At 41.7% G+C, this 12,877-nt stretch carries 12 protein-coding genes; 11 read left to right on the top strand and 1 reads right to left on the bottom strand.

The window, feature by feature from the left end; all coding sequences use genetic code 11:
* Positions 1–758: 758 nt before the first annotated feature.
* Together QP420_RS04295 and QP420_RS04290 are read left to right on the top strand one after the other, a co-directional pair.
* Positions 759–1,316 carry a hypothetical protein gene (locus QP420_RS04295; protein WP_112928551.1) on the top strand — a complete coding sequence of 186 codons (558 nt, stop codon included), beginning with the start codon at positions 759–761 and terminating at the stop codon, positions 1,314–1,316.
* A gap of 1 nt (position 1,317) precedes the next feature.
* Positions 1,318–1,596 carry a hypothetical protein gene (locus tag QP420_RS04290; RefSeq protein WP_033888441.1) on the top strand — a complete coding sequence of 93 codons (279 nt, stop codon included), beginning with the start codon at positions 1,318–1,320 and terminating at the stop codon, positions 1,594–1,596.
* A gap of 156 nt (positions 1,597–1,752) precedes the next feature.
* On the opposite strand, the gene QP420_RS04285 is transcribed toward QP420_RS04290, so the two are convergent.
* A complete protein-coding gene (locus QP420_RS04285; protein ID WP_473412804.1) occupies positions 1,753–2,565 on the bottom strand; it encodes an IS3 family transposase in 813 nt (270 codons plus the stop codon).
* Between the two features lie 598 nt (positions 2,566–3,163).
* Between QP420_RS04285 and QP420_RS04280 the strand changes: the two genes are divergently transcribed.
* The 9 genes from QP420_RS04280 (at position 3,164) to QP420_RS04240 (ending at position 12,780) form a co-directional block, all read left to right on the top strand.
* Entirely contained in the window at positions 3,164–3,808 is a 645-nt protein-coding gene (locus QP420_RS04280) for a sigma-70 family RNA polymerase sigma factor (protein ID WP_473412805.1), read from the top strand.
* Between the two features lie 91 nt (positions 3,809–3,899).
* Positions 3,900–4,079, top strand: coding sequence for a hypothetical protein (locus tag QP420_RS04275; RefSeq protein WP_004114712.1), 180 nt, complete (start codon positions 3,900–3,902; stop codon positions 4,077–4,079).
* An 11-nt stretch (positions 4,080–4,090) separates the two neighbouring features.
* Positions 4,091–4,399 carry a hypothetical protein gene (locus QP420_RS04270; RefSeq protein ID WP_481616637.1) on the top strand — a complete coding sequence of 103 codons (309 nt, stop codon included), beginning with the start codon at positions 4,091–4,093 and terminating at the stop codon, positions 4,397–4,399.
* Positions 4,392–5,522: a DUF2800 domain-containing protein gene (locus QP420_RS04265; protein WP_481616636.1), complete on the top strand. Its 1,131-nt coding sequence runs from the start codon at positions 4,392–4,394 to the stop codon at positions 5,520–5,522. The genes QP420_RS04270 and QP420_RS04265 overlap by 8 nt, the downstream gene beginning before the upstream one ends.
* Positions 5,523–5,526: 4 nt before the next feature.
* Positions 5,527–6,075 carry a DUF2815 family protein gene (locus tag QP420_RS04260; RefSeq protein ID WP_004117141.1) on the top strand — a complete coding sequence of 183 codons (549 nt, stop codon included), beginning with the start codon at positions 5,527–5,529 and terminating at the stop codon, positions 6,073–6,075.
* 225 nt (positions 6,076–6,300) lie between these two features.
* Entirely contained in the window at positions 6,301–9,204 is a 2,904-nt protein-coding gene (locus tag QP420_RS04255) for a DNA polymerase (protein WP_481616635.1), read from the top strand.
* A gap of 96 nt (positions 9,205–9,300) precedes the next feature.
* Complete coding sequence (locus QP420_RS04250; protein WP_481616634.1) at positions 9,301–10,092, top strand: phage antirepressor; 792 nt, start codon at positions 9,301–9,303, stop codon at positions 10,090–10,092.
* Positions 10,085–10,453, top strand: coding sequence for a DUF7768 domain-containing protein (locus QP420_RS04245; RefSeq protein WP_481616633.1), 369 nt, complete (start codon positions 10,085–10,087; stop codon positions 10,451–10,453). The genes QP420_RS04250 and QP420_RS04245 overlap by 8 nt, the downstream gene beginning before the upstream one ends.
* Positions 10,447–12,780, top strand: a complete 2,334-nt coding sequence (locus QP420_RS04240) for a virulence-associated E family protein (RefSeq protein WP_481616632.1) — start codon at positions 10,447–10,449, stop codon at positions 12,778–12,780. The genes QP420_RS04245 and QP420_RS04240 overlap by 7 nt, the downstream gene beginning before the upstream one ends.
* Positions 12,781–12,877: the final 97 nt, after the last annotated feature.

The following is a 12,877-nucleotide window of genomic DNA, read 5'->3' as shown; positions in this document are numbered from 1 at the left end:
GTAGCAGGGGTTAGCGAGGGCTATCGTTAAAAGGTTTAATGCGAAGCGGCTTTAAGCTGGGTTCTCGCGGTTTTTGAGCGTGATTTTGCTGTATGAGGGAACATGTCGACGCTTTAGGGTCGAGTGCACAGGATGTTAACGTACTTCGCTTGCGTTGAAAGCACACTGTGCTTTCAACTTTGAGCAAGCTCAGCGAATCGAAGTGCATTCGCGAATTATGTTTTAATCGCTCATGCAAGTCGATTCGCCACTTTGCACCAAGGGTGGTTTATGCAAAAGTAACCATAAAAGTAGTTACAATAGAAGTCTAAAAAAGTCCTAGTTTTTGCTGCAAGAATTCCCGTGAAAGGGACAGCATATGGATGTTACTAATTAATTCTATATACTAGGAGAGAATAAAACACTGAGTATGTGAAAACTATATTTCATCAGTAATCACATACTCATATGCTATTTATAGTTTTATTCGTATTTAAATAGTTTGCGAGATAAAAAGAAACTGATTGCACCAATTATGAAAAGAATTCCCACCGTGGTATATAAGTTATAAAGGTTCATAGTGCCGTACAACAAAGATTGTCTCAAGGCTTTAATAATCCGCTTACCTGATTATGACGGCGTTTCTATCAATCAAGTATTATACTGTTGACTTGTGAGCATAACAACGTGAGTCACTCACCACATGTTTGGCCAACATGCTGTTTACTGGAATACGCTTACTCACTAATTGATAAGGCCAATATTAGAGAGGTCATCTTATGATGAAGAAAGTTAGTTCATTGTTAATAGCTGCAGCATCATTACTTGGAAGTATGGTGTTTGCAACTCCATCTTTTGCAGTTCAATCAACATCACAATATGGGAATTTTAAGTCTGAAATGAGAGGATTGCGTTCTCCAGATGGTCGACGTTCAATTGTTCCAGTATCTGGACAAGGATTGAATGTGCATACGCTAGCTGGTGATACTATCGTAGTAAAGAATAATATAGCTACTTGGAGAGATGCAACAAATCATACTATAGCAACTATCAATTTAACAGTTCATGACGGGCAGCATGTTGATTTTGGTTATAGCAAAGTTCTTCATAGGATTGCTCCTACTGTTTCCTTAGAGACAGCTTTAGAACGTGGTGGAAAGAAACATCATTGTATTCCTAAATGGATTGGTGTGGGATGGAATGTTTTATGGGATGCAACAGTTTGTACTCCATTATCACTTGGTATTTCTGGATTGGCGACACCACTTGCTGGTGTTTCGGCTGATATAGCTTGTAGCGCTGCAGGTGGCACTTTGACAGCAGCATTGGGGTGTTAATATGGATGATGCAACTATTTCGAAGAAGCATGCCACAACAGGGCATCGGTCATGGCTTGCTTCGTTTGCTACCATTTGGCTGACGAGTGTTGTTTTCTCGTGCATCAATCATTTACCTTGGTATGCCAATGCTATTTCAGGGGTAATCTTGCTGATCGCAGCGTTTGTATGCCATGCATTGTTGCAGCATCACCATGTGAAGCCTATGGATTACGTGGTGTTTGCTGCTGCCGTGGCAGTTATACTCGTAGTGGTACTCGTATTGGCGTATATCGTCTAAATTGGGGTAAGCGGCAAAAAGCGTGTCTAAAAACCCGAGTTTTCGTTGAAATACCAAAGAAAGCTCTCTGTTGTTAAGCTAAAAAAGCTCAACATTTAGTATTACTTGACATTGAAAACAAAAGGGGCTTAGGACAATTTTAGACATTTTGTGCAATCATAGCACGATGTTCCATAATTGTCTTTTAAGCCCCATTTTAATTCTGTGATTGTTGTAAAAATCAATATAAGTATGAATAGCTTGACGTAATTCTTCTGTACTATCCCAGTTAAGTGGATAATACATTTCTGTTTTCATTCGTCCAAAAAATCCTTCACAGGCAGCATTATCTCCACTGTTTCCTTTTCTTGACGTGGAGCGTGTAATACCAAGACCTTCTAACCTCTCAATCCACCTACCGCCTCTATAGTGACATCCTCTATCGGTATGAATAGCTAAGCTTTTACATTCTGTAGTGTTAAGGGTAGTTAAAGCCCCTTCTAATATTTCATTTACAAGACACTGATCTGGGTGGTTTGAAAGAGCGTAAGAGACCACTTTACCATCAAAACAGTCAATCATAGGGCTTAAATAGAGTTTTGACTCTTTTACTGAAAACTCAGTAATATCTGTAAGCCAAATCTTATTAGGTGAATCTGCATGAAAATTATTATTAACGATGTTACTACATGCAGGAGTAATTTCTCCTCTATAGCTTGAATAGCGTCTTTTACGCCTAGCATATCTAACCTCAATTGACTCTTCTTTCATGAGCCGTCTTACTACTTTTTCAGATATTTTAATACCTTTAGTTCTCAACATTAACCATATTCTAGGAGAGTCATAAGTAAAGAAGTTTTCTTCTGCAATCTCGTGTATGCAACCCCGTATATGTGCGTATTTGTCAGGTTTTTGAAGAGCCTCTTTAGCATAATAATAACTTGAACATTTTATCTGAAGTGTTTTAATCAGAAGCTCTAACGGTAACACTAAAAGTAGTTAGGTCTATAACGCTTTTTGCGTAGTGAGGATTTCTGATATTAATACGGTTGGGATTATATTAGATTTGTTGGGATTGTATTAAATACAGTTGGGACTTTATTAGCTACGGTTGGGACTCTATTAGAGCGTGGCTAATGCTTGTTTTGTTTTCTAAAACGAGTGTTGTTTAACGAGAAGGGGGGTGAAAACATTGTTAACGCTTAAACCTCAAAGCACGTAGCTTTCAAGGCAAGTGTGGTTTTTACATGTCAAACTGTTATAAAAACGAGATTATTCCACTCTTTTTTACACTCGTGATACGGGTTTTAAGAAAGAGCGGGTAAATGTTATAAGAATTTTTGGAACAATTAACAAGATTGTGGTTAATGATTAATCAATAAGACACTACTAGTAAACAGTTAAAGCCTGATTAGCTATAGGGCGATGAGATACGTCAATAGGATCCTCATGGTTTTTCATGACTCCTATGAAGTACCTCTACTTCTACTATGGCTGTTTTTTCAGGTATTAGAGTCGGTGCTTCATAAAGTATCGGCTCTTTTTTGTATGTGTCTTCACCCTACCGCTGCAGGCGGGAAGGGTGAGCATGAGGACTCGCAAAACTAATAGCAACGATCGAGCAACATATAAGTATACAAGTTGTGTTCGTAATGAAGATGGTAGTTATAGTGAAGAAACTATCGAAATCAAACCAGGCGAAAACGGTGTCACTGAAGCGGATATTAAAATGCTTCACTCAATGGATGACAGTGAGGTTTACTACAACAATAAGAACCTGCGTCCTAATAGAACTGCTGAAGAAAAAGCTGAGATTGAAGCGTGGAAGAAGCAGTATATCCAGAAGTTCAAAGCGAAGCATGGTTATGAGCCTAACAAGGATGACGTGGAGTATGCTGCTAACGATCATTTCCTACCCAACTATAATTCCTCGATTGACTTTGATGCAGATGGCGAGCTTGAGGTAGATAAAAGTCATCTTGCTGAAGCTCTTAGTACTACTGATGATTATGGTTTTATTACCAACGATTATGGTTTTGAAATGTCAGAAGAAATGGAGCATGCGTTTTCAACGCTTACTGACAAGCAGCGTCAGGTTATTCGTTTGATGTTTATTGAAGGATACACTCAGTCAGAGATTGCGAGCATGCTTGGTATTTCGTCTGCCGGTGTTAAAAAGCATCTGGATAGTGCCATCGTAAATCTTAAAAAAGTTTTACCAGAAAAATTCTAGAAATTTTATTTGGAGGAGGTTAAAAACTCCTCCTTTTTCTTTGCCTGTGATGTGTAAGGAAGAAACCCCTTATAGAAAGGAGGCAAAACTCGTGAAACACAAGATCGTTATTAACGTCACCGGTGAAAACGGTGAGAAGAAACAGGTTCTACGTGGAGCTGTGATGCGATTACCTCAACGGTTTATCCGCTGGTTATTTGGTGATTACTCGCAAGTCTACCTATTAGATCCCGGAAAAAGTGTTCAGTCAGTTGATGTCAAAGAAGTTTAAGGAGGAAAACCGTGAAAAAGGAAATATTGAGAGAAGTCATCAAAGACTTGGAAAACTTAACAGCTCATCTTAAAACGCTGTTTGATGATGCCGGTGCTTCTGGTGCTGGTTGTAAAGAAACAGCTCCTAATAATAAGGGGTCTGTTAAAAAGGTGAGTTTGGAGGATGTGCGAGCGGTTTTAGCAAAACTTAGCCAACATGGTAAAACCGCGGAAGTAAAAGCGCTTATCGTCAAGTTCGGAGCTAACAGGCTTTCAGAACTTGATGAAGGTAAATACGCTGAGCTTCTTGAAGAGGCGAAAGGTATGACAAGTGACTAAGCATGCTTTACTTTCCCCATCTTCTGCTCACAGGTGGATTAAGTGTACTCCGAGTGCTGTTTTAGAAGAAAAGTTTGAAAACACTACTTCTACAGCGGCTGAGGAAGGAACGGCGGCACACGCGTGGTGTGAGTACAAGCTGAATAAGCTTCTTAACCGTCCGTGTGAAAAACCGTCAACCGAGTATGACTCAAACGAGATGCAGGAATGCTCGGATGCTTACGTGGATTTCGTAATGGAAAAATACGAGCAGGCAAAACTTAACTGTCAAGATCCTATTCTTCTCATCGAGCAGAAAGTTGATTTTTCAGCTTACGTGCCTAGTGGGTTTGGTACAGCGGACTGCATTATTGTAGGCGATAAAACGCTGCAGGTTATCGACTTTAAGTACGGTCAAGGCGTGCTGGTGGACGCTTACGAGAATCCTCAGATGAAATGCTACGCACTTGGAGCTTTAGCACTCTTTGACAGCTTGTATGAGATACAAAGCGTTGAGATGAGTATTTTTCAGCCAAGACGAGACAACGTATCAACTTTCACACTACCTGTCACGGAGCTTATCTCTTGGGCTGAAAGCGTGCTTAAACCTAAAGCAGAGCTTGCTATTAAAGGCGAAGGCGAATTTGAAGCCGGTGACTGGTGCAGGTTTTGCAGGGCAAAAGCAGTATGCAGAAAGCGTGCCGAGGAAAATCTAAAGCTTGCAGAATTTGAGTTCAAACCGCCTTCTGTTTTAACAGATAGTGAGATTGAAGAAGTACTCACACTTATACCTAAGCTCACGAAGTGGGCTGATGATGTTTTAGCTTACGCCACAGATTCAGCTATAAACCATGGTAAAGAGTGGAGCGGTTTCAAACTCGTGGAAGGACGTTCAGTTCGCAAGTTTAAGGATGAGACAGCGGTTATTGAGAAAGCGAAAGCTCATGGCTTTAGTGACATTTTCAAAACTAGTCTTATCGGTTTAACGGAAATGCAAAAGCTTATGGGCAAGAAAAAATTTGAGGATATTCTGGGCGACCTCATTATCAAACCGTCTGGAAAACTTACGCTCGTACCCGATTCGGATAAGCGGGCAAAAGTCAATGTAACAAATGTAAATCAAGAATTCAAAAAGGAGAATTAGTACTATGTCTAAATTAAATAACACGAAGGTTATCACTGGTAAGAACACGCGTCTTTCCTATTTCAATGGTTGGGAGCCAAAGTCTATTAACGGCGGCCCTGAAAAATATAGTGTTTCACTGCTTATCCCTAAAAGTGATGTTGAAACAGTAAACGCTATTGAGAAAGCTATTGATGCTGCGATTGAGGAAGGTGTCGGCAAGTTCGGCGGTAAGAAACCAAACAAGGCTGCTCTTAAAACACCACTGAGGGACGGGGATATTGAGCGTGATGATGAAGCGTATAAAGGACATTACTTCATTAACGCGAACTCAACCACGGCTCCGCAGATTGTAGACAAACAGGTAAAACCAATCATGGACCGTAGTGAAGTGTATTCAGGCTGCTATGCGAGGGTTTCCATCAACTTCTACGCTTTTAACTCTAACGGTAATAAGGGTATCGCTTGCGGTCTTGGCAATATTCAAAAAATTCGAGACGGTGAGCCGCTCGGCGGACGTAGTCTCGCAACTGATGATTTTACGACTTTAGAAGATGATGATTTTCTAGCATAAGGAGCGTGAGTTAATTATGGAAATTGTTATAGCGGTTTTTATTTCAGTGTTTATAGGAGTATTACTTCTTGATTTCACGGTAAAGAAACTCGTGAGTCTTTACGTTGATATTAAACACATTCTAAATAGGAATTAGAAGATTCCTGAAAATAGGATTTAGAAGATTCTATAAGTGGGGTGGCAGGTTTTCTGTCACCTCTTTTATAAGCTTGGAGGTGATGTAATTTGGAAAATTTGAGTGTGGATTTGGAAACGTTTTCGAGTGTAAATCTTGGTAAATGTGGTGTTTATAAGTACGCAGAATCGGATGATTTTGAAATACTGCTCTTTGGTTACAGTGTGGACGGTAGTGAAGTTCAGGTCGTTGACTTAGCACAAGGTGAAACCATACCGGATGTTGTGCTTTCTGCTTTAACGGATGAAACGGTGACAAAGTGGGCGTTTAACGCTCAGTTTGAAAGAGTCTGCTTATCACGCTACCTGCGAGATAAAGGCATCAATGTTAACCCTGGTAAGACAGTGAAAAGTGAAGGCTTGTTTTTAAACCCCTGCTCCTGGCATTGCACAATGATCTGGTCAGCCACACTGGGACTTCCCATGTCGCTTGAAAACGTGGGAACAGTACTGGGGCTTGATAAGCAGAAACTAACTTCGGGTAAGAATCTTATTAAATATTTCTGCCTGCCGTGTAATCCTACGAAAGTAAACGGTGGAAGAACAAGAAACAAGTATTTCCACGATAAGGAAAAGTGGGAGCAGTTTAAATCGTATAACAAGCGTGATGTGGAAGTTGAGATGAGTATTCAAGAAAAGCTCTCACGCTTTCCCGTACCAGACTTTTTATGGCAGGAGTTTTATCTCGACCAAACCATTAACGATCGTGGGATAGGAATAGATTCTCTTTTCGTTGAATCAGCCATAAAACTCGACCAGGAGGTGAAAACGCATCTCGTGAGTGAGATTAAGCATGTTACAGGTTTAGAAAACCCGAATTCAGTGTTACAAATGCGCTCTTGGCTTAAAGAGCATGGTCTTGAAATGGAGTCGCTTGGTAAAAAAGAAGTCGCTAAAGAGCTTAAAACAGTGGGTAAAGAGTTGGCGGAAGTGTTGCGGCTTCGTCAGCAGCTTGCTAAATCGTCGGTGAAAAAGTATACGGTGATGAAAAACGCTGCCTGTATGGATTATCGGGAGCGTGGCATGTTTCGCTTCTATGGTGCAAACCGTACAGGAAGGTTCGCGGGAAGGCTCGTGCAATTACAAAACCTGCCACAAAACCATTTTCCTGATCTAGCGGAGGCTAGAAGTCTTGTTAAACAAGGAAATGTTGAAGCTTTGGAAATGCTTTATGAGGATATTCCGGATACTTTATCCCAGCTTATTCGCACTGCTTTTATTCCACGCACGGGATTGAAGTTTATTGTCGCGGACTTTTCAGCGATCGAAGCGAGAGTCTTGGCTTGGCTTGCAGGTGAAAAATGGCGTATGCGAGTATTCGAGGAAGGTAAAGACATTTACTGCTCGTCAGCATCTCAAATGTTTAGCGTGCCTGTTGAAAAGCATGGAGTAAACGGGCATTTGCGGCAGAAAGGTAAGATAGCGGAACTTGCTTGTATTGCTGAAGGTGAACTTGTACTCACAGATGAAGGGCTTGTTCCAATTGAAGAAGTCACTACAAAACAAAAAGTGTGGGACGGAGAAAACTGGGTCAACCATAACGGAGTTGTTTTTAAGGGTGTAAAGGAGGTAATCGAGTATGAAGGACTTAGAGCAACACCGGACCATCTCGTCTGGGTTAAAGGGAAACCGAAGCCAATACGGTTTATTGAATCCGCCATCTGCAAAACACATCTCATACAAACCGGAGATGGTCGGAGAACAATACGGTTGGGTGAAAATCATCAGTGCAGAGAAACGCTGGAATCAAAAGCAAAACCACTGTTATGTATTGACACAATGTGTAGGGTGTGGAAGCGTTCAATGGCAGGACTTAAACAGTCTAAAGTCGGGCAAATCAAAAGGGTGTCAAGCTTGCTCGCAGCCGAAACAAATACCAATATGGTTAGAAAAGCGGCTAAGTGCTGCGAAACAGCGATGCGTCAATCCAAGAGATCCAAATTACAAAAACTATGGTGCAAGAGGGATAAAGTGGTGCTTCCATTCTGTTTTAGAAGCAGGCTTGTGGATTTTACAAGAGGTAGACAATGTGCGAAAAGACTGGGAATTAGATCGGATAAATACAAACGGCAACTACGAAAAAGGAAATATCCGCTTTGTTCCAAGAATAGTCAATCAAAACAACAAGCAGAACGCTATCTTAACACGGTGGGAGCAACAATATTGGCCATACGCAAGATCGGTAGTTACAAGAATGCTATCGAAAGGAATAAGCAGAGAAGAAATCATATCAAGAGCAAATACAGCTGTAGCACAACACAGAAAAAACTGGCGTTTAATCGAAGCAAGACTCGAGTTTATGACATACAAAATGCCGGACCAAATCATCGTTTTACCGTATCAGGAAAGCTCGTGCATAACTGTGGCTACGGTGGTGCAGTAGGAGCATTAAAGGCAATGGGTGCTCTTGATATGGGTTTACATGAAGATGATTTGCAACAGTTGGTTAATGATTGGAGATCTGCTAATCCACATATTGTTTCATTGTGGTGGGATGTGGACAGAGCGGTAAAACAGTGTGTACACGAACACATTTCTGTGCGAACACACAATATTGTGTTCACTTACAAGAGTGGGTTTCTTATCATCGAACTGCCTTCGAAAAGATGCCTTTACTATGTGAAGCCACGTGTGGAAGAAAACAAGTACGGTGGTGAATCAGTCACCTATGAGGGTGTTGGATCTACTAAAAAATGGGAGCGGCTGGAAAGCTACGGGCCTAAATTCGTGGAAAACATTACGCAAGCTATAGCTCGTGACATTCTACTTTACGCCATGCAAACGCTGAAAGAATATCGCATCGTCGCTCACGTGCATGATGAAGCCATTATCGAAACCGATAAGAATGTGAGTGTTCAAAGCGTGTGTGAGCTAATGGGAAGAACACCACCTTGGGCGGAAGGGCTTGTTTTACGAGCTGACGGCTACGAGTGCGAGTTTTACAAAAAAGATTAAAAAAATTTTAGGAGCAGGGTTAAAAACCTGCTCTTTTTCTTTGCCTGTGATTTAGAAGGTAATACCGCCTTCAAAAAAATCATAGGAGGTAATTTTATGAATGAATTACAAGTATTTAAGAATGTAGAGCTTGGCTCTGTTCGCACAACAGTAGTAGATGGTATTCCTTATTTTGTGGGCAAGGACGTGGCTGAGATTCTTGGTTATCGTGATACATCTGATGCACTGAAAAGGCATGTAGATGAAGATGATAAGCTGACTCGGTGTTTCACCGACTCAGGTCAGAACCGAGAAATGTATGTTATTAACGAGTCTGGTTTATACAGTCTTATTCTTAGAAGTCAGCTCCCTAAAGCGTGTCAGTTTAAACGATGGGTTACATCACAGGTTCTTCCGAGTATCCGTAAGCACGGTATGTATGCGACAGAGGAGCTTATCAACAATCCTGATATGGCTATCGCTGTTTTTAACGCGTTGAAAGAAGAGCGTGCTAAAAGAGAGGCGTTAGAGCTTACGACTGCTGTGCAAAAACAGCAGATAGCTGAGCTTAAACCGAAAGCCAGCTATTACGATGTTGTGCTTAAATGCAAAGACATAATCTCCATGCGTGTGATTGCAAAAGATTATGGCAAGTCAGCACAGTGGATGAATAACTTCTTGCACGAACTCGGTGTGCAGTATAAGCAGTCTGATATCTGGCTTTTATATCAAAAGTGTGCCGATCAGGAATATACGAAATCTCGTACAAATACCTACGAGGATTCTAATGGTGTTACGCACTCAAAAATGCATACTTATTGGACGCAGAAATGCAGGCTTTTTATCTATCACCTCATGACACAACACGGGATCTACCCGTTGATTGAACAGGAGGCTAAAGATGAGTAAGTCTTATAAAAAGCATTTAGAAACGACACCGAATTTTAAGCCTATCGTCTACATTTGTGCTCCCTACCGTGGAGATAAGGAAAGAAACGTTAAGCACGCTATTCGGTGTGCGGCTTACGCGTATTCGCGCGGAGCAATCCCTATCACTCCACACCTGCTTTTTCCGTTCATGGATGATGAGAATCAAAAGCATAGAGGGGATGCGATGTTTATGGACATTATTCTCTTAGGCAAGTGCAACGAACTATGGGTGTTCGGAGAGAAAATCACAGGCGGCATGCAAGTAGAAATCAATCTGGCAGAAAAACGCAGGCAGCCGATTAAGTATTTTACAGATAAGGATTTAGGGGGTGAATGTTGATGCGTAGTTTAGCTATCGCTTACGGTAACAACAGGCAGGCAAAGACGTGGGTTAATAAGACCATCACCTATGGTGAGCTGAAAGATCGTCTTAAAGTGACGATTCGTACCTCAGAGTCAGCGGAAGAGTATGCAAAAATGAAGAAAACGGATCGTGATCTTGCAAAAGACCACGGTGGTTTCGTTGCAGGAGCGTTGGCTTACGGTAGACGAAAAGTCGACAGCGTTGAATTTCGCTCCATGCTCGCCTTAGATGGGGATCATGTTGCTAAAGACTTTATTGTACTCTACGAGAGTGTTGCGCCTTACACGTCTTTTCTGTACACGACACACAGCCACACGCCTGATAATCCGAGGGTGAGAATTGTTTTTCCTTTAACAAGGAATGTAACACCTGACGAGTTTGTAGCAGTGTCAAGGTATTTAGCTGACATGCTGGGTATTGACCAGTTTGATGAATGCTCTTACTTGCCTAACCAGCTCATGTACTGGCCGTCCACGCCACAAAACGGCGTGTACGAGTATAAAGAGGTTGAAAAAGACTGGCTTAATCCCGATGATATTTTATCCGCTCACCCAGAGTGGGTGGATCCGACCAGGCTTCCGACCTCGTCTCGTGAGAGTAAAGCGAATCAGGTGCAGAAACAGAAAGTGCAAGATCCACTCGCGAAAAATGGTGTGGTTGGATTGTTTAACCGAGTATTCTATCCGATAACTCTTGCTTTGGAAAAGTTTTTAAGCGACATATATGAGCCGACAGATAATGAAAACCGCTGGCATCTTATAGCCTCACACAGTATGGCAGGAGTTGAGATTATCGAAGACAAGTTCGTTTACTCTCATCATGCTAAAGACCCAGCGTATTTGAAACTGTGTAACGCTTTTGATATCGTTCGCACGCACAAATTCGCTAGCTTAGACGAGAAAGAGTCGTTTAAGAAAATGAGCGAGTTTGCGATGAGCCTTGATGAAGTAAAACTTCAAGCGGCAAACGAGAGACTCTCGGAAGCGGAAGATGATTTTGTTGACAGTGAGGATTGGAAGAAAAAACTACGCTACACGTCTAAAGGCGCTGTTTTAGAAAACTCGCTTTATAATGCGAAACTCATTATTAAACATGATCCTTTGCTTAAAGGAATCGTTTTTAACCAGCTGGCTGATGGTCTTGAAATTAAAGGCGATGTGCCTTGGCAGCATCCTGCGAAGTTTTGGAGGGACGCGGACGACGCGCAGCTTATCTGCTACGTTGACGACCATTATGGCTCGTTTTCTCAAAGAAACTATGATATTGCTGTCACGAAAGTATCAGATGATAGAAGTTATCATCCGATAAGACGCTATTTTGAGAGTCTTCCTCAATGGGATGGTGTGAAACGTGTAGACACGCTTTTTATCGACTATCTTGGTGCTGAAAACAACGCGTATATTCGTGCAGTGTGTAGAAAAACACTGTGTGCAGCATACATGCGTATCTACCATCCCGGTATTAAATTTGACTACCTTCCTGTTTTTAACGGTGCACAAGGTATCGGCAAGTCAACGTTTATAGCAAACCTTGGCATGGAATGGTTTTCAGATAGTCTCACGCTTTCAGACATGAACGATAAGACGGCGGCTGAAAAACTCCAAGGATATTGGATTCATGAAATCAGCGAGCTTGCGGGCATGAAAAAAGCTGACCTTGATAAGGTAAAAGCTTTTGTTTCAAGACGTGACGATAAATATCGTGCTTCTTTTGGAAAACGTGTCTCCCCACACCCGAGGCAGTGCGTGTTCTTCGGTACAACGAATAGTGAAAACGGTTATTTAAGGGATGTTACAGGTAACCGGCGTTTTTGGAATGTGAAAGTGTCGGGAAACGGTAAGTATAAGCCTTGGGAAATGACACGAGAACTGGTTGACCAAATATGGGCGGAAACCATGGTTATTTCCAAAGCTGGTGAAGAACTGTTCCTTGACAAGAGCTTGGAGGCTTTCGCTCAAGAAGAACAGCGTGAAGCCATGCAGCAAGACGACCGTGAAGGCATTGTCAGAGAGTATCTTAACATGCTTCTACCTGATACTTGGGATGAAATGGACATTTACAGGCGGCGAGATTACTTCCGTGACATGGAGGATCCGACACGACCTAAAGGCACGATTAAACGCATGGAAGTATCCAACATTGAAATATGGTGCGAATGCTTCGGGAAAGCCAAAGAAGATATTAAGCCTGTCGACAGTTACGCAATATCGGCGATTATGAAACGTTTGAAAGACTGGCAAAGATCTGACAATCGTAGAACCATACCAATCTATGGAAGGCAAAGAATTTATACCAGAATTTGAGTGGACAAGCGGAGAAAACAGGACAATTGAATGTAGCTTGTCCTGACTTTGTCACTTGTCCCACTAATAACAACAGGCTTTGGACGAACAGGGACGG

The organism is Bifidobacterium sp. UMB1197 (genome assembly GCF_030217745.1).
In the GTDB taxonomy this organism is placed as follows: Bacteria; Actinomycetota; Actinomycetes; order Actinomycetales; family Bifidobacteriaceae; genus Bifidobacterium; species Bifidobacterium vaginale_B.
This window is presented reverse-complemented; position numbering and strand designations above follow the sequence as displayed.

Coding starts and splice junctions, on each gene's coding strand:
- QP420_RS04295 (WP_112928551.1), top strand. CDS start 759: ATGATGAAGAAAGTTAGTTCATTGTTAATAGCTGCAGCATCATTACTT.
- QP420_RS04290 (WP_033888441.1), top strand. CDS start 1,318: ATGGATGATGCAACTATTTCGAAGAAGCATGCCACAACAGGGCATCGG.
- QP420_RS04280 (WP_473412805.1), top strand. CDS start 3,164: ATGAGGACTCGCAAAACTAATAGCAACGATCGAGCAACATATAAGTAT.
- QP420_RS04260 (WP_004117141.1), top strand. CDS start 5,527: ATGTCTAAATTAAATAACACGAAGGTTATCACTGGTAAGAACACGCGT.
- QP420_RS04250 (WP_481616634.1), top strand. CDS start 9,301: ATGAATGAATTACAAGTATTTAAGAATGTAGAGCTTGGCTCTGTTCGC.
- QP420_RS04245 (WP_481616633.1), top strand. CDS start 10,085: ATGAGTAAGTCTTATAAAAAGCATTTAGAAACGACACCGAATTTTAAG.
- QP420_RS04240 (WP_481616632.1), top strand. CDS start 10,447: ATGTTGATGCGTAGTTTAGCTATCGCTTACGGTAACAACAGGCAGGCA.